A 16,447-nucleotide genomic window follows, 5' to 3' on the forward strand; every position below is an offset into this window, starting at 1 on the left:
CCCTCTCAGTCAGTGCTCTCGCAACTAGTCGTTGAAAAGGTCTTCTTCCAGCTCGTCAATTTGTTTCTCAAGCTTGGCCAGGAACTGAAGCTTGCGCAGCGAGTCCTCTGCTGCGCCCAGATCGCCCCCGTCATAAGTTTCGGCAAAGCGCTGTTCCTCACTGGAGATCAGCCCCCGCGCCTCAGCACTGAGCTCATCCAGCGCAGCTGCCGGATCGGGCTGCTCGCGCACTTCTTCCAGGCGCTCGCGCAACATCATCTGCTGCATCAGAAATTCAGTATCTTTGGTGGTCTGCTCAGGTGGCACATCTACCCCGGCCAACTTGAGTAGGTAGGCGGCGCGCTGTACCGGGTCGCGCAAAACGGTGTGCGCCTCATTGATCTGGGCCGCCATTTTGATGGCCAACAATTGTTCGCCCTCGGAATGGGAAGCGTATTTGTCCGGGTGGAATTCCCGCTGTAATTCCCGGTAGCGGGTCGCCAGGGCACTGCGATCGACCGCGAACGCGGGTTGCAGACCAAAAACTTCGAAATGGTTCAGGTTGGTTGCCATCTGAATATACCTACTGGGGCACAGCCTGGGACGCGGCTGAAGTTGCCGCTTACTGCTGCACGGCCCCCAACTGTCCGAGGAGCCAATAAAAAGGCCGGTATGCGCAGCGCACCCGGCCTTGTGGGGCGAGAGCGAATCAGACGTGGAAACTCTCGCCGCAGCCACACTCATTTTTTACATTGGGATTCGAGAAGGTGAAGCCTTCGTTCAGGCCTTCCTTGACGAAATCCAGCTGGGTGCCGTCGAGGTAAACCAGACTCTTGGGGTCCACCACCAACTTAACGCCGTTTTGCTCAAATACCGTATCTTCGGCTTCGAACGAATCGACAAATTCCAGCACATAGGCGAGACCGGAACAGCCGGCCGTTTTGACACCGACACGAATGCCGATTCCCTTGCCTCGCTTGGCCAATTGACTTTGAATGTGGGCCTCAGCGGCCTCGGTCATACTAATAGCCAAAATAACACCTTCGCTATGTTTGGACGCTACATTTGGACGAGAAGTTAACCCGCCGCAGATTCCTTGGCTTCTACAGCGTCATCGGACTCACCGCGCTTTTCGCGGATATCGCGAACCGCAGCTTTAATCGCGTCTTCGGCGAGAACCGAGCAGTGGATTTTCACCGGCGGCAGCGCCAGCTCCTCTGCAATGGCAGTGTTTTTGATCTGCTCCGCTTCGTCGATCGTCTTGCCTTTCACCCACTCGGTCAGGAGGGAGCTGGAGGCAATGGCGGAACCACAGCCGTAGGTCTTGAACTTGGCGTCTTCGATAACACCCTCGTCGCTTACCTGAATCTGTAGGCGCATCACGTCACCACAGGCGGGCGCGCCCACCATACCGGTACCTACATTGTCCGCCTTGTCGTCCATACGTCCAACATTGCGGGGGTGCTCGTAGTGGTCAATTACTTTATCGCTATAGGCCATGACTTTTCTCCTAACTCTTGCGCGCGCTTAGTGAGCGGCCCATTCAATCTTGTTCAGGTCTACGCCGTCTTTGTACATATCCCAAAGCGGTGACAATTCACGTAGTTTCTCCACGGCCTTGCGCACTTCTGCGGCAGCGGTGTCGACATCACTCTCGCTGGTAAAACGACCAAAGCTGAAGCGCAGTGAGCTGTGCGCCAGTTCGTCGTTAACACCCAGGGCTCGCAGTACGTAGCTGGGCTCCAGGCTCGCAGAGGTACAGGCGGAACCGGAGGAGATCGCCAGGTCGCGCAGCGACATGATCAGGCTCTCACCTTCTACAAACGCAAAGCTCACGTTCAGGTTGCCCGGAATTCTCTTCTCGGCGGAACCGTTGATATGGACCTCTTCCATATCCTTGATCTGATCCCAGAAACGGTCGCGCAGAGAGCGCAGACGCTCGGCTTCCTGAGCCATTTCTTCTTTAGCAATACCAAAGGCTTCGCCCATACCGACAATCTGGTGAGTCGGCAGGGTACCGGAGCGCATGCCGCGCTCGTGGCCGCCACCGTGCATCTGGGCTTCCAAACGAACGCGGGGCTTGCGGCGTACGTAAAGGGCACCGATACCTTTGGGGCCGTAAATTTTGTGGCCGGAGAAGGACATCAGGTCAACTTTCATTTCCTGAAGGTCGATCGGCAGCTTGCCGGCGCTCTGGGCCGCGTCCACATGGAAAATAACTTTGCGCGAGCGACACAGTTCGCCGATCGCAGCGATATCGTTGATCACCCCGATCTCATTGTTGACGTGCATCAGGCTCACCACAGTGGTGTCCTCGCGCATGGCTTCCTCAACCTGCTCCGGATAGACGATGCCGTCTTCACGGGGATTCAGGTAGGTCACTTCAAAACCTTCCCGCTCCAGCTGGCGGCAGGTATCCAAAACCGCTTTGTGCTCAATTTTGGAGGTAATGATGTGCTTGCCGCGACTCTGGTAGAAATGGGCCGCACCCTTGATACCCAGGTTGTCGGACTCGGTGGCACCGCTGGTCCAGACAATTTCGCGCGGATCGGCATTGATCAGCTCCGCCACCTGGCGTCGGGCATTCTCCACTGCTTCTTCCGCTTTCCAACCAAACAGGTGGGAGCGAGAGGCCGGATTGCCGAAATTGCCTTCCATCGTCAGCTGCTCTGCCATTTTCTTGGCGACGCGTGGGTCAACCGGACAGGTAGCCGAATAGTCCAGATAGATGGGAAGCTTCATAGTCATACCGTTTCCGCTTAGTAAATCTCTAATATCTGTCTGCTGGCCCGTTTGGGCCTCAATCACAGGCCGCCGAGTACAGCGACCCTCTCTTCCGGCGCCTCGCGCATATCTTGCCGACGCGCAACTTCCTGCACCTCAGCTCGGGAAACCAGGTTGGCCAAGCTGATACTGCTGAGGAAGCTATGAATCTGATCGCTCAAGTCTGACCAGAGGTAGTGGGTCAGGCACTGTTCGCCGTTGGCGCAATCCGCATTGCCGCCGCAGCTGGTGGCGTCTACAGATTCATTGACCGCATCAATGATCTGCGCCACAAAAATCTCTTCACCATCCCGCGCCAGGCGATAGCCACCGCCGGGTCCACGCACACTGGACACCAGCCCAGAATGCCGCAACCGGGAGAACAACTGCTCCAGGTAGGACAGTGATATACCCTGGCGCTTGGATATGTCTGCCAGACTGATCGGTCCGCGATCAGCGTGCAACGCCAGGTCCAGCATGGCAGTCACCGCGTAGCGGCCTTTGGTTGTCAAACGCATATCAGCTCCCAACTGATGTACAGCCCTTTTCCGATCGGGGCGCGAGTATGGAATAACCCACTACTGTAGTCAAGTATATAACCCAGCGGGACACTCGGGTACTCAACTAGTCGGGTCGCCCCTTACCACCAGAGCGATGAATGTAATTCTGGATTGAGGTCAACATACCGCGCAGTATACCCAGCTCCATATCATCGGGGCGCACCCGACTATACAGTCGGCGCAGGCGGGTCATTGTCTGACGGGGGTTATCCGGGTCAATAAAGCCCAGCTCGCCCAGCGCCTGTTGCAGGTGATCGAAATACAGCTCCATATCGCTGGCCTTGGCCGGTGGACGATCCCAATCGGTGTAATTCACAGGCTCACCCTTTTCCGCTTCCAGGGCCGCCATACGCACTTCGTAGGCAAGTACCTGAACAGCAGTCGCCAGGTTCAGGGAGCTGTATTCCGGGTTGGCAGGAATATGCACATGGTAGTTACAGGCCTGTAATTCTTCGTTGGTAAGCCCTCGATCCTCGCGGCCAAACACCAAAGCAACCGGATGAGACGCGGCCTCGGCGACGGTACGCTCTCCACACTGGCGCGGGGTCAGCAGGGGCCAAGGGATTCGGCGCTCGCGAGCGCTGGTGGCCACAACAAGACCACAATCAGCCACGGCTTCTTCCAGGGTATCCACCACAACGGCGCTATCGAGCAGCTCAGCTGCCCCTGCTGCACGCCAAACAGCATTGGCTGCAGGAAATTCCCGAGGCGCTACCAGGTACAGCTGACTCAGGCCCATATTCTTGAGCGCGCGCGCCGCACCACCAATATTTCCGGGGTGTGCGCTGTTAACCAGAACCACGCGCACATTGTCGAGCGCGGCAAGTGGAGTCGTGTCTAAAGGTGACTTGGCCATACTGAAAGTAATAAATCGGTGTCATGGGGGCGCGCGAGTGTAGCAAAAACCAATCGGAATCCCTACAATCGCGTCCGTCGCAGTTAACCTGCGGCCTGCTTTTTAACCCCTTTAACCACTTTGTGCGGAATAGTTATGGAACCCATGCTAAATATTGCCCTGCGCGCGGCGCGTAAGGCAGGAGAACTGATCGAACGGGCCTGGGAGCGCGGCGACCTGATGAAATTCGAAGAAAAGACGCGCAACGATTTCGTTACTGAAGTGGATAAGGCCAGCGAACAGGAAATTATCTATCACCTGCGCAAGGCCTACCCCAAGCACAGCATCCGCGCTGAAGAAAGCGGCCTGCAAGAGGGCGCAGAGCCCGATTACGAGTGGATTATCGATCCCCTCGATGGCACCACCAATTTTATCCACGGCGTCCCACAGTTCGCTGTTTCTATCGCCTGTCGCTATCGCGGCCGCATTGAGCACGCAGTCGTACTGGACCCGATCAAACGCGAAGAATTTACCGCAAGTCGCGGTCGCGGCGCTGCCCTGAATGGCCGCCGTATCCGCGTCTCTTCACGCCAGGGCATGCGCGGCTCTCTGATTGGCACCGGCATTCCCTTCAACGGCCTGCCGCTGGATAACATCGACGCCTACCTGGCCGCCCTAAAAGATATCGCTGGGCAAACTGCGGGAATCCGCCGCCCTGGCGCCGCAGCGCTGGATCTTGCCTATGTTGCTGCCGGGCGATTCGACGGCTTCTGGGAAATGTACCTGAACACCTGGGATATCGCAGCGGGCTCCCTGCTGGTCAAAGAGGCCGGCGGCCTGATCAGCGATTTCCGCGGTGGTGAAGACTACCTGGACTCCGGCCACCTGGTCTGTGCAACTCCGAAAGTATTTAAGCCCCTGGTGAAAATCGTGGGCAAACATATGGGGCACATACGCTAAAATCCTGAACGGCACTCCGGCAAATAAGATGCCGGGGTGCTGATTCCAACAGTCCAACTCACCTCTTCCCCGTCAAACACTCCATCAAAACTCGCGCAAGCTGCGGTCGATCAAAGTTATCCGGCAAAGCGGTGGTCACTCCCGAGGAAGCCTCTCCTCCCATAACCACCAAACAGGTTTTTTGAGTGACTTGATCCTGCTTGAGGATACTTACCAAATCCCCAACCGACATTCCCGGTAAGGTATTGTGAAACAACACCACATCCGGTGCTTGGGTACGCGCCATAAATATGGCCTCAACAACATCTGCGGCCACAGAAAGCTGTACTTGCGGCGCCCCCTGCAAAAGCTTTTCCACCCGAGCCACACTTTCAGGACGGATATCCACTAGCAGCAATCTACAATCGGGTAATGTTGACGGGGCATCAACAGAACTTGCAAATGACAGGAAAGACTCCGCTGCATCAACCATTGGGAATTCAACCCAAAATACTGACCCCTGCCCTTCCTGACTGTCAAAATCGATCCGCCCCCCCATCGCCTCCGCCAGACGCTTGGCAATTGCAAGACCGACACCCGTACCCTCGATATGACCTTTTTCCTCCCCCAGACGGTTAAAGGGCTCAAAAACTTCTTTGCGCCTCTCTGCTGCAATCCCCTTGCCGGTATCCAAAATATTCAGCCTCAACCAGCCATCGGCCTGCGGCGTAAAATTAATAATGACACGGCCATTTTCACGATTGTATTTCACCGCGTTGCCCGCCAGGTTCAATACAACTTGCTTATAGCGCACAGGGTCCGCACAAATATAAGCGGACTCCCAGCCGAGAGGCTCAAACATCAAACTTACGCGACGGGTTTCAGCCAGGGGCTCGAGTAAACGTTTACATTCTGCAACCAAATCGGCCGGACGAATTAATTCCATTGAGGGGCCCAAACGCCTACTGTCGATTCTGGCCAGCTCCAATACATCGCCGACCAAATGCAATAAATGCTGCCCCGCGCGACGAATTTCTGATAAGCGCTGACGCTGGTCTGCGTTGAGACTCTGATCTAATTCGACGATTTGGCTGTAACCTAAAATTGCATTAAGTGGCGTGCGTAATTCATGGCTCAGGCTAAATAATAAATCTGCCCGATGCGCATTTTCCTCCCGCTGCAACTCCAGCTCCCGCTCCATTTGCGAAAGTCTTTCCCGGCTGCGGCTGACGTCCTGTAAAACTCCCAACACCCGCACGGGCTGACCGCGACTATTTAATTGGGCCTTACCGCGGCAGCGAACCCAAACCACACTGCTATCCGAACGCCAGATGCGAAATTCCACATCGAGCGGTAACCCCTCGCGCACATGATCCCGCATGGACTGCTCAACCCGAGGGAAGTCCTCCGCTAAAATTCGAGCCTTCCACTGCTCCGCGGCTGAAATACCGATACTGCGTATCGGGCTCACTTCATAACCCAGAATCCCCCAGCAGGCATCATCAAGCACCATTTCATCTGCGCGTAGATCCCACTCCCATAAACCATCGCCAACTCCAGACAGTGTTTGTAAGGGGCGCTCACCAGGCAGGTTGGATAGGTAGCGCTGGGCCAAAGTTTCGGTGAAGTCAGCGCAACTTCCAATCACAACAAATCCACTGTCATCCTCGAGGTTTATCGCGCGTCCCCGCAATCGTAACCAGCGCAACTGACCGAGACTGTCGTAGGCCCGAAAAGTAGTATCGAAGTGTCCACCTTTGTTAGTAAGACGACGCCGCACAGTGATAATTCGATCCCGCTCATCAGAGTGAACCGAACGCAATTCATCACCCGTCCACAGGGAAGTCAAAGAGAGTTCTGCAGTTTCTGCAAACAGGAGCCAAATTTCACCTTGAGCACGCTGGGCACCGGAATCCGGATGCCACTCCCACAACCCGCAATCTGAATCCAAAAACAAATCTTGCAAACAAGCGGTATGACGAGGCAGGCGCGATGCATCCAAAGAAGAGAGCTCATCGCTGGTTGCCAACTGGAACACTGCGCTGGACGGATTTGGGGTTAGTGACTCTGACACACAGGGCTCGACTATCGAAATTAGCTCATTAATTACCTGGCTCATGCATCCTTGCCATAAAAGAGAGCCTCTCTCCCGGGGCCGTCAAATTTGGGAACGCCTCGGGAGACCCTAAACTAAAGCATTATGAGCTTTGCGCAAAGTGCGGGCAAAAAAAAGGCCCCGCAATGCGGGGCCGTAATCAGCGATGATGAGAGAAAACGGGAAGTCACCCAGTGTTAATGGTTTGCCATAACCCTAAGAAACTCTCCCGAAATGCGGGTCCGTTGTCCCGCACAATCACTAATGCAACCCTTATGCCAACTTTAAAAACGGTGTTTTTAACCGGCATCACCCTTCATCCATTGTGTCACAGCAAACTTACGAACCATTGCGAACCTCAAAATATGGTCGCCGCACCAAAACAATGCATTCTCAGCAAAGACACTAGGGGAAAAATCGCTATCAGGTCTGAGAAAAATCGGGACCGCAGAATATGGCCGGTGAGATTTATTTCTCCCGGGCATACATAAACCCGAGGACCACACTATGAACACAACCTCGATAGACTCTACTGTCAAAAGAAAACGCTTCTGGCCTCCCACGTTGCTCTTTGCCATAACAGGTTTGTTGGCAATTATTGTTGTGCCCCTATATGGCTTTATTTTTGGTTATCACTGGTATCAGTGGCTCGCATTCGCCGCAATGGGTGCACTCTGTAGCTTTTCAATTGCTGCCGGATACCACCGTCTCTGGTCTCACAAGAGCTATGAGGCCCACTGGTCCCTGCGAATTTTCTTTGCACTGTTCGGTGCCGCAGCACTGCAAGACACAATATTGAAGTGGTGTGATCACCATCGCCACCACCACCGATTTATCGATGACAATGATCGCGACCCCTACTCCGCCAAGAGAGGGCTATGGTTTTCCCATATCGAGTGGATGTTGCGGGAGTACCCCACTAGCCATCAAAACTTTAATAACGTAAGGGATTTGCAACGAGATAAAATCGTGATGTGGCAACACAACAATTACCTTCCCATAACTGTTGCTATGAACCTTGGTATTCCCTCACTACTTGGAATTATCGCCGGTGATCTTGTCGGCATGTTCTTACTCGCAGGGGCACTCCGTATATTCTTCTGTCATCACACTACCTTTATGGTGAATTCGCTCGTCCACAAATTTGGTCGCAAGCCCTACCGGGATGATATTTCTGCCTGTGACAATGGCGCTGTTAACCTTTTGGTTTTTGGTGAGGGCTACCACAATTTCCACCACGCCTTTCAAATTGACTACCGAAGTGGCATTCACTGGTTTCAATACGATCCAGTCAAGTGGGTCATTAAGGCTCTTAGTCTGATCGGTATTACCCGTAACCTAAAAGTAGCCTCTCCAGTGAAAATTCAAAAAGCCAAGCTAGACCTACAGTTTAAGAAGGCGCGTAAGAAGCTGGAAAGCGGATCTCTGCCCAAGGGAGTCGAAGAGGCCCTAAAAAGTGAAGCTCTACAGCTCACTCATACCCTGGAAAAATGGGAGCAATTGCAATTAAAAAGCTATAAGGCTAAAAATGGAGAAAAGCCCAACAAATGGGAGTTAACCCAAATACAAACCAAGACGAATGAACTTGAGTACAGTTTGAAAATGCAAGGAGAACGACTTCAAGCTCTGATGGAACACGTCCAGGAAGAAAAACCTAAGGAAGCTTTATAATCAGGCCCCCTAATGGAGCCCAAACCTACACTTCTGCGTATTTGCTCACAGCAAATTTGCGCATGGAAAATGCCACCCGTTCATCCACATTTTTCCTGAACATTTCTTCATCAAATTTTTCGATAAAGCCCAAGCGCTCGCGCAAGCCAACACCGTTGGCAATTTGGATTGCCAACCCTGGACGCGCATTGGCCTCCAGTAAGAGCGGGCCACGTTCACGATCCAGGACAATGTCACAGCCTAAATAACCCAGTCCGGTCATTTCGTAACAGCTCGCCGCCAAGCGGACCAGCTCGTACCAATCCGGTACCTGCAATGCATCGAAGGGCACTTCAGTATCCGGGTGTTGGTCAATTCGCAACCCGCGCATTACCGCATGACAACTTTTGCCCGTGGCCAGGTCAATACCTACACCTACAGCGCCCTGGTGCAAATTGGCTTTACCATCTGAGGCGTGGGTTGAGCAGCGCAGCATGGCCATCACCGGATAACCGCGAAAAACAATAACCCGCACATCAGGCACACCTTCAACGGAGTAGCGATCGAAGACCGGGTCAAAATCCACCAGGGCCTCCACCATCACCCTGTCGGGTTTGCCACCGAGACTGTATAGGCCGCTGTGAATATTGCTCACGTGCCGCAAGATATCCAGCGCATCAATTTCAGCACCGGATATCTTTTTATATTTGTCACCATTGCGACCGGCAATAACGAGAATACCTTTACCACCCGAGCCCCGTGCCGGCTTGATAACAAACTGCCATAGAGGGTCAATCACCTCCATAACTCGCTTGCGGCTGGCAGGGCTTTCAAATGCCTCGATCAACTCGGGCACAGGAATTCCCGCTTTTTTAGCCGCGCGCTTAGTGTTTAGCTTGTCGTCGACGATGGGATATTTTTTGCGGTCGTTATAGCGCGCAATATAGTCAATATTACGGGCGTTCATCCCTAACACCCCCATGCGGCGCAGGGTCAGCGGAGATACCACTCCGCCGCGAACTTTATTGAAAATATGCTTAACTGAAAACTGCAGCATAACGCCCCCTAGCGAACCAGCGGACGGAAACGCATCAACTCACTGAGTCGATATCCGGTGTAGTTGCCCACCACCAGAATAAAGGCCAGCAATACCAACAGTAACTCGGGGAAGTTGAACGTCCAATGCTCAATATAGCGGTTCGTCATTACCCACCAAGCCAGTATCGCCACTAACAAACTACCCCCGGACTGCACCACCACCTCGTAGGGGCCATCCTCCTCCCACACAATCGACATACGCTCGATAGTCCAGGCAAGGATAATCATCGGGAAGAATGTCACTGTGAGAGCCTGCTCAATGCCCAGCTTATAGCTGACCACACTGATTGCCCCCATTATTATCACCACCGTCACCACGACGGCGGCGATCCTCGACACCAATAGCAAATTGAGCCTACTGAGATAGAACCTCACCCAAAGGCCGAGGATCAGGATCAAAGTAAAAATGGCTAAACCGGTAATCAACTGGGTTTCGATAAAGGCAATTGCCAGCAGTACCGGCATAAAGGTACCGGAGGTGCGCAGGCCCACGAATACACGCAGCAGCACCACCACCAGGGCCCCTACAGGGACCAGCAGGATCAGCTTGAAAATACTCTGCTGCTCAATGGGCAAACTGTAGATCGAGAAATCCACCAGCGCATCTTTCTCATCCTTGGTGCTGCGTATAGAGACATCGCGAGCTGGGACATCATTGGCAATCACAGAGAAGGTCACTTGGGAGTTACGACCGCCCTCAAGATCCAAAAGACTCTTGCCACCGCGCTGCCAAATAAAGAAATTTTCCGGCACACCAGGCTGGCCACTGCTGGGTTCAAACACGATCCAACGCTTGCCATCATAGACCTCAAGCAGATCTTCTGGAGATAGTCGACGTCGATCATCCTCCAGGTAGAGGCCGCGAATACGGTGGGCGGGGATATCGGCTGTCGCCAGTACAAGCAAAGCGACATCCACAAAAGAGCGATCGGCGTAATGACGGAAGATCAGGTTGCGATCCTGATTTTCATCGTCATTCAATTCGAATAGTAACTGGGTAGTTAGAGATTCCACATCGGAAGAGCGCTCACGGGCCTGTTCAACCAGGGAGTAAATCGCCAAGCGCACCGCTTCTTGCTCACGAGCCCCCAGGAAGGGTTTTTGTATCTCAGTGCTCAGATCCAGAGGCTGCGCCAGCGCAGCACCGGGCCGCTGGTAAACATCCAGCTGATAGAAGAGAGATTGGGGGCCTCTTGCAGCCCGGCGAGACCAAATGGCCCGATAGGCATCATCTTCTCTCGCGATATAGAAACCAAAACCGGAGGAGCTGAAGGTCTCCCCCAGTATTTCCATATTGCGCTGCTCGCGCGGGAGGGTCAGTGCGGCCTTTACCGGACCGCCATCGGCATCGAAGCCCACTTTTGCTTCGATAGTCCACACGGTGCGGTACTCACCCGGCAACAGCGGAAAACCCAACTCAAGGTTTTTATAGGCGGTCAGGCCTGCTCCTACCAATGCGAGTAACGCCGCAATTACATAAACTTGGACACGCGGCGACATTCGCCATTCCCCGTAACTCTGAGGTCCCAATTAGGAACCCAATTGGATTACTGGCCTATTTAACCCCGTCTATTTGGGGTTGGCCCTGGACATTGCGCCGGCTCACATCGACAACAGCGGCATCTTTGAGGAAGTTGCGTCCCAGCAGCATCAATAAATCAGAGCCGCCCTCATCGGTCAGGTTAACTTCGACTTGGTGGGTTATACGCCCAACAGTCAGGTTAAGCTCCACTACCGGCCTGCGCTGATTATCAAAGCCCAGGCGCTCCACTCGAACATGGCGTTTTATCGGCAGCTCTACCGAGACCGGGTCCATTTTGCTCGACTGAACAATCTGGAACCTGATCCAGTCCCTGCCATCCCGCTCGAACGGAGTCAGCTTCCTGACCCGCAGTGTGGAAGTGGGTGAACCTGTATCGACAACGGATTCCAGGATCAGGCCGGGAGGCTCTATGGCCACTTCTTCTACCGATCCCAAAACCAACTTATCTTTGGCAACGGGCACTTCGACTACTTTTTCTACAGTTCGTTCGATTACCCGCTCAACAACCTTCACTTCCGGTTCCGCACAAATCACTTCCGCAGGCTCTGGGCACTGCATTGCAGAATCTGGTGATTCTACCGGTGGTGCAACTTCCGCTGGTTGAGCGGCCCTGTCCCGCCCCGGATACATCAGTGACTCACAACCGGCGAGCACCGAAAGCGTCAACATTAACCACAGAAGGGAAAATCTCTGCATACCGACCAATTACCTCAAGCCCCATTAGCAATGCCATTCGGACCGCTACAAACGCGCGGTGTTCGCTTATCTGACGGAGAAATTGCTCCCCGCCTCAGGCAAAAGGTCGATATTAGCTCATGAGCGCGGCCACTGCACAGCGATGTCCGCCGAGTCGCGGGACTCAACACTAACAATGTGACATGCCGCCCAGAGTGATTGAGAGTATTGGGCTCAGGGAATCAGAAGCTGGTTAGCCCTGCTGCAGGCGCTGGTCGATAGTTTCCAAAATAGCCAGCAGTGCCGCAGCATCATCCCGCCCCTTGAAGAACTCTTCGGCAACCGGAGCAATACCACACTGGCCCGGTAGGGGCATCTCCCCTTCAATCAGGACCTGCATACGCGGCAAAAAAATAAATTGAAGCCACTGGGGCAAGGTCAAAGTATCCACACAAAATGGCTCGGTGCTGGCCAGGGCTTCTGCGGGTGGCGCATTATCCTGCCAAACCTGCAGGCTGCGCAGTTCGGATTCAAGGAACAGGAGCTGATCAGCGATTTCAGAATAAATAGGTTGCATAACTCATAGAACCTTCACATTTACAGCCGTGATAATACGCAATAGCCACCTGCCCAATCTGAGTAACAGCGCAAATACGACTAAAGATTTTCTAAATTTTTCGATTAAAGGGCGGCAGTGAATTGAGTATTGCCTGACCATAGCGACGGGTAACCACCCGGCGATCCAGCAAAGTGACTGTGCCGCTGTCCCCTTCTGCCCGCAGTAAGCGCCCGCAGGCCTGCACCAATTTCAGGGCTGCATCCGGCACTGTGATTTGCATAAACGGATTGCCGCCCTTAGCTTCAATCCACTCCGCCAGCGCCGCCTCAATCGGATCATCGGGCACCGCGAAAGGCAGTTTTGCAATAACCACGTGGCGGCAGTAGTCACCAGGCAAGTCCAATCCCTCGGCAAAACTTGCAAGCCCGAACAGGATACTGCTGCCACCGCCATCGATAATCTCACGGTGGCTATCCAGCAACTGCTGGCGGGATTGCTGCCCCTGCATCAGAATTCGGTTGCGCCAGGTACCAGGGAGCGCCTCGTAAACCGTCTCCATCTGGCGCCGGGAGGAAAACAGCACCAGAGCGCCACCCTCCCCTTTCAACAGGTCTGGCAACACATCGATAATGGCGTCTGTGTGTTGCTCTGCATTGCCCGCATCTACAGCTTCCGGGGGCACTTGCAGTGTTGCATGGGAAAAATCGAAAGGACTCGGCACCACCTGATAGCTGGCATTGTCTGGAGTACCGGCACGCATTTGCAAACGATCAAATTTCCCCAAAGCTGTGAGTGTGGCCGAAGTCAGTACCGCGCCGTAACAGCGGCGCCACAAGCTGTACTCCAGGGTTTTGCCTGCGAGTATCGGTGAGCTGCAAACCTCAAAATCTGTGGAGCCGCCCCAGTCCACCAGGGTGACCCAGCGCGCCTGGGGCAATGCGCCATCAGCATCGGCACGGGCGTAATTCGCCCACAACAGAAGATTGGCCTCAGCGCGCCCATGCCAACTGCCCAACTGGGGGTACCAGCGCTCCAGATCTGCCAGGGGTACCGGCGAGTGGCCGTCCTCCATCATGCGTTGGGCGGTCTGCAACATCTTGCTGAGCAGGCTTTCCAACTCATCAAAGTCTTCCCGCAGCTTTTCCGCCAGCTGCGACATGGAATCGGGGATTACCCCACCTTCAAAGCGATGGCGGATGGTATTGCCCCGCTCATCTTCAAATTCACACAGCTCTTCAATCAGCGGCCACATCTGCTCCAACCCCTGCTTGGCAGAGGTGAGAACCGCCGGCAGCTGCTCGCCGCAGCGGTCGATCTGGGCGCCGTCACCAATCTCACCCAGCATCTGCCCCAGGGCCTTATTGGTTTGATCCAACCAACCGGTGGAAGCCCCTACGCGGCTGTGGTGAGAGAAATGATTGAGGGCCTTTTCCGGTAGATGGTGAGCTTCATCAAGTACATAGATAGTCTCTTCCGGGGGCGGAAGAATCGCGCCACCACCCAGGGCCAGGTCCGCCAGCAACAGGTCGTGGTTGGCAACTATCACCTGGGTCTTGCCCAGGCTTTCTCGCGCTCGGAAGAAGCTGCAATTGGTGACATGGGGGCAGCGGCGGCCACTGCACTGGCGATGGTCAGTGGTAACCCGACTCCAATCATCCGTCTCAATCGTATCCGGCCAGTTATCCCGATCGCCATCCCAGGTACCCGATGTCAGGCTATCCGTCATCTTCTGGTAGAGAGCGACACTCTCCGCTTCCACCTGCGGGAGTTCATCTTCATAGAGACCAAGGGAAAGGCCGGTGCCGGAGGCAGAAAAGCTGGACAAGAGTTGATCCAACTTGGATAGGCAGAGATAGCGGCCACGGCCCTTCGCCAGGGCAAACTCAAATTTGAGCCCACTGTGACGAGCAACTTCTGGCAGGTCTTTGTGGATAATCTGTTCCTGCAGGGCCACCGTGGCGGTGGATATCACCAGGGTCTTGTCCTGGGCCTGGGCCAGGGGAATAGAGGCGAGAAGGTAAGCAACGGTTTTACCGGTACCCGTACCCGCTTCAACTACACAGATATGCTCGCCATCAGTCTTGTCGCTATCGCGCTCACCACTGGCATTCTGGGTGATGGAACCCAGTGAGCGGGCAATGGCAGCTACCATCAGCTTCTGCCCATAGCGGGCTTTCAGCCCTCGACCGGACAGGAATTGGCTATAGGCGCCCTGAATGGCGCTTTTGTGTTTTTCGTTGAGCACGGGGGTGAGGTCTATTCGCTAAGTGGCTGGCGCAGGGGGCACTATTATCCACTAAGCGCCCTCTCCCCACCAGCTTCTGAACTCAGCGGGCCTTACTCATAGGCGAGGCGAGATACCACAGGATTGGCGTAGGCCTGAATAGCCTTGTCGCGCCAGCGCTCATCGACCCGAGCCATGCGCGCTTCAAACTTCTCCCGCTCTTCTTTATGTGCAGCGGGGTCCCAGGCTTTAGCCGGATATCCCACCGGTAATTGAGGAACCTCACCGTAAACCATCTCGTAGGCAATCATATTGGATGGGTGCAATGTGTAGTTGCCGATAACTTGGCGATCTATTTCTTCAGCCAGGCTGTTTACATCGTTAAAATCACCTTCAATCGGCGTGCCGAAGGCGGCATGTACACGGCCTTTGTGACCGACAATGCCCTTACCAATCGAGGCCAAGTCCTCGTTTTTACCCTTCTTGTACTCGTCCTTGTGCTCGGTAACGTAAATTTCCTTGGCCTTCTGTGCATCACAGGGGTCCCATTCGTAGGAAATAGACACCGGAACAATGTGCAACTTGCGCCAAAAATCGGCAAAGGGCGTTTCCCGGTCCTTAGTCATGGCGAACATGGCGCAGAGTGCTGGATTGGTGCGATCCAGGCCATCTTTGGCGCGCCCGGAACGCTGTGCGATCCACACATGCTCGTTATCGTTGACGATGGAGTGATAGATGTAATTGGACAACTGGGTTGCTGCCTGCAGCTTTTCCCGACGACTGCCAGAACTGCGCACCACGGTGAAGCACTTGTTCAACTTCATCAGGTCGCTGGCAAACTGCTTGCTTAGCAGGTTGTCTCCAATCGCAATGCGGGAGGTCTCATGCCCTTCGCGGAACATCGCCTGAATCATCAGCGCCGGGTCCATAGCGATGTCGCGGTGATTGCTGACAAACAGGCAGGCGCGATCCCTGGGCAGGGTGTCCAGACCAGAAATGCTCAGGCCGGAGGTGGTGCGCTTGATCACCTTCTCCATATATTTGCCGACAATCTCTTGAAGATCCCGCACATTGCGAACATTGCGCAGTTCAAAGCGCAGAAACTGACGTACCAACCAGGCGACGGCGCCCTCCAGCTGAGCCAGTTTAGGGACAAGGAAATGCGCCGCTGCATGGGACATTTCCGGGTCGGCAATTAGCCTTTTGATAACCTCGCGCACTTCATCATCGCGATAGGGGCGCATATCCTCGAATTGAGAGGGGTCTAACTCACTTGCTCTCATGAAATACTACCTGTCGGACCTGCCTCAGACGGCCCGCACTTATTTATTTTGCGGCTGGATCAGCCGGGACTACTGGGCGCAGAACATACCGGAAGCGTCGACGAACTGCCAGCACTGGACCCGACCAGATAGTTGACCGCAGTGATAAATCCGGTTTCGACGACCAAGTCAACGCCAAAATACAGCGATGGTGCGATGATACAAAGTGGACTTCACCGCCCCAAGCTATGAGAATAAGGCTATT

At 54.3% G+C, this 16,447-nt stretch carries 15 protein-coding genes; 2 read left to right on the forward strand and 13 right to left on the reverse strand.

Going from position 1 to position 16,447, the window contains the following annotated elements; translation table 11 throughout:
- Positions 1 to 24 precede the first annotated feature (24 nt).
- The 6 genes from hscB to trmJ form a co-directional block, all read right to left on the reverse strand.
- On the reverse strand, positions 25 to 552 hold the full coding sequence (gene hscB, locus ACJJI5_RS19480) for a co-chaperone HscB (RefSeq protein WP_282934078.1): 528 nt from the start codon (positions 550 to 552) through the stop codon (positions 25 to 27).
- 136 nt (positions 553 to 688) lie between these two features.
- Complete coding sequence (gene iscA / locus ACJJI5_RS19485) at positions 689 to 1,000, reverse strand: iron-sulfur cluster assembly protein IscA (protein ID WP_444895049.1); 312 nt, start codon at positions 998 to 1,000, stop codon at positions 689 to 691.
- 56 nt (positions 1,001 to 1,056) lie between these two features.
- Entirely contained in the window at positions 1,057 to 1,479 is a 423-nt protein-coding gene (gene iscU / locus ACJJI5_RS19490) for a Fe-S cluster assembly scaffold IscU (RefSeq protein ID WP_108731985.1), read from the reverse strand.
- 27 nt (positions 1,480 to 1,506) lie between these two features.
- Entirely contained in the window at positions 1,507 to 2,721 is a 1,215-nt protein-coding gene (locus tag ACJJI5_RS19495; RefSeq protein WP_444894792.1) for an IscS subfamily cysteine desulfurase, read from the reverse strand.
- 62 nt (positions 2,722 to 2,783) lie between these two features.
- A complete protein-coding gene (iscR, locus tag ACJJI5_RS19500) occupies positions 2,784 to 3,260 on the reverse strand; it encodes a Fe-S cluster assembly transcriptional regulator IscR (protein WP_282934079.1) in 477 nt (158 codons plus the stop codon).
- Positions 3,261 to 3,366: 106 nt separating this feature from the next.
- Positions 3,367 to 4,158, reverse strand: a complete 792-nt coding sequence (gene trmJ / locus ACJJI5_RS19505) for a tRNA (cytosine(32)/uridine(32)-2'-O)-methyltransferase TrmJ (protein WP_108731983.1) — start codon at positions 4,156 to 4,158, stop codon at positions 3,367 to 3,369.
- Positions 4,159 to 4,293: 135 nt separating this feature from the next.
- On the opposite strand from trmJ, the gene ACJJI5_RS19510 reads away from it, so the two are divergent.
- Complete coding sequence (locus tag ACJJI5_RS19510) at positions 4,294 to 5,097, forward strand: inositol monophosphatase family protein (RefSeq protein ID WP_282934081.1); 804 nt, start codon at positions 4,294 to 4,296, stop codon at positions 5,095 to 5,097.
- Between the two features lie 58 nt (positions 5,098 to 5,155).
- Here the strand turns inward: ACJJI5_RS19510 and ACJJI5_RS19515 are convergent, their stop codons facing one another.
- A complete protein-coding gene (locus tag ACJJI5_RS19515; protein ID WP_445354998.1) occupies positions 5,156 to 7,195 on the reverse strand; it encodes an ATP-binding protein in 2,040 nt (679 codons plus the stop codon).
- A gap of 483 nt (positions 7,196 to 7,678) precedes the next feature.
- Here ACJJI5_RS19515 and ACJJI5_RS19520 point away from each other — a divergent pair, with 483 nt between their 5' ends.
- The gene (locus ACJJI5_RS19520) at positions 7,679 to 8,842 is read left to right on the forward strand and encodes an acyl-CoA desaturase (protein WP_445354999.1); all 1,164 of its coding nucleotides are present in this window, start codon (positions 7,679 to 7,681) and stop codon (positions 8,840 to 8,842) included.
- A gap of 25 nt (positions 8,843 to 8,867) precedes the next feature.
- Here the strand turns inward: ACJJI5_RS19520 and ACJJI5_RS19525 are convergent, their stop codons facing one another.
- The 6 genes from ACJJI5_RS19525 to ACJJI5_RS19550 all read right to left on the reverse strand — a co-directional run bounded on the left by ACJJI5_RS19525 (position 8,868) and on the right by ACJJI5_RS19550 (position 16,203).
- A complete protein-coding gene (locus ACJJI5_RS19525; protein WP_445355000.1) occupies positions 8,868 to 9,878 on the reverse strand; it encodes an alpha-L-glutamate ligase-like protein in 1,011 nt (336 codons plus the stop codon).
- Positions 9,879 to 9,886: 8 nt separating this feature from the next.
- Positions 9,887 to 11,419 carry an inactive transglutaminase family protein gene (locus ACJJI5_RS19530; RefSeq protein WP_445355001.1) on the reverse strand — a complete coding sequence of 511 codons (1,533 nt, stop codon included), beginning with the start codon at positions 11,417 to 11,419 and terminating at the stop codon, positions 9,887 to 9,889.
- Between the two features lie 55 nt (positions 11,420 to 11,474).
- Positions 11,475 to 12,158: an ATP-dependent zinc protease family protein gene (locus ACJJI5_RS19535; RefSeq protein WP_413664553.1), complete on the reverse strand. Its 684-nt coding sequence runs from the start codon at positions 12,156 to 12,158 to the stop codon at positions 11,475 to 11,477.
- 232 nt (positions 12,159 to 12,390) lie between these two features.
- Positions 12,391 to 12,714 (reverse strand): YqcC family protein, encoded by a 324-nt coding sequence (locus ACJJI5_RS19540; protein WP_282934088.1) that lies wholly within the window; start codon positions 12,712 to 12,714, stop codon positions 12,391 to 12,393.
- A gap of 91 nt (positions 12,715 to 12,805) precedes the next feature.
- Complete coding sequence (gene dinG, locus ACJJI5_RS19545) at positions 12,806 to 14,941, reverse strand: ATP-dependent DNA helicase DinG (RefSeq protein WP_445355002.1); 2,136 nt, start codon at positions 14,939 to 14,941, stop codon at positions 12,806 to 12,808.
- Positions 14,942 to 15,033: 92 nt separating this feature from the next.
- Positions 15,034 to 16,203 (reverse strand): 1-acyl-sn-glycerol-3-phosphate acyltransferase, encoded by a 1,170-nt coding sequence (locus ACJJI5_RS19550; protein ID WP_413664551.1) that lies wholly within the window; start codon positions 16,201 to 16,203, stop codon positions 15,034 to 15,036.
- Positions 16,204 to 16,447 lie beyond the last annotated feature (244 nt).

The organism is Microbulbifer maximicatervae (SeqCode), from assembly GCF_052467955.1.

Excerpts from the sequence above, each read along its gene's own strand:
- hscB (WP_282934078.1), bottom strand. The coding sequence starts at position 552 with ATGGCAACCAACCTGAACCATTTCGAAGTTTTTGGTCTGCAACCCGCG.
- iscA (WP_444895049.1), bottom strand. The coding sequence starts at position 1,000 with ATGACCGAGGCCGCTGAGGCCCACATTCAAAGTCAATTGGCCAAGCGA.
- iscU (WP_108731985.1), bottom strand. The coding sequence starts at position 1,479 with ATGGCCTATAGCGATAAAGTAATTGACCACTACGAGCACCCCCGCAAT.
- ACJJI5_RS19495 (WP_444894792.1), bottom strand. The coding sequence starts at position 2,721 with ATGAAGCTTCCCATCTATCTGGACTATTCGGCTACCTGTCCGGTTGAC.
- iscR (WP_282934079.1), bottom strand. The coding sequence starts at position 3,260 with ATGCGTTTGACAACCAAAGGCCGCTACGCGGTGACTGCCATGCTGGAC.
- trmJ (WP_108731983.1), bottom strand. The coding sequence starts at position 4,158 with ATGGCCAAGTCACCTTTAGACACGACTCCACTTGCCGCGCTCGACAAT.
- ACJJI5_RS19510 (WP_282934081.1), top strand. The coding sequence starts at position 4,294 with ATGGAACCCATGCTAAATATTGCCCTGCGCGCGGCGCGTAAGGCAGGA.
- ACJJI5_RS19515 (WP_445354998.1), bottom strand. The coding sequence starts at position 7,195 with ATGAGCCAGGTAATTAATGAGCTAATTTCGATAGTCGAGCCCTGTGTG.
- ACJJI5_RS19520 (WP_445354999.1), top strand. The coding sequence starts at position 7,679 with ATGAACACAACCTCGATAGACTCTACTGTCAAAAGAAAACGCTTCTGG.
- ACJJI5_RS19525 (WP_445355000.1), bottom strand. The coding sequence starts at position 9,878 with ATGCTGCAGTTTTCAGTTAAGCATATTTTCAATAAAGTTCGCGGCGGA.
- ACJJI5_RS19530 (WP_445355001.1), bottom strand. The coding sequence starts at position 11,419 with ATGTCGCCGCGTGTCCAAGTTTATGTAATTGCGGCGTTACTCGCATTG.
- ACJJI5_RS19535 (WP_413664553.1), bottom strand. The coding sequence starts at position 12,158 with ATGCAGAGATTTTCCCTTCTGTGGTTAATGTTGACGCTTTCGGTGCTC.
- ACJJI5_RS19540 (WP_282934088.1), bottom strand. The coding sequence starts at position 12,714 with ATGCAACCTATTTATTCTGAAATCGCTGATCAGCTCCTGTTCCTTGAA.
- ACJJI5_RS19550 (WP_413664551.1), bottom strand. The coding sequence starts at position 16,203 with ATGAGAGCAAGTGAGTTAGACCCCTCTCAATTCGAGGATATGCGCCCC.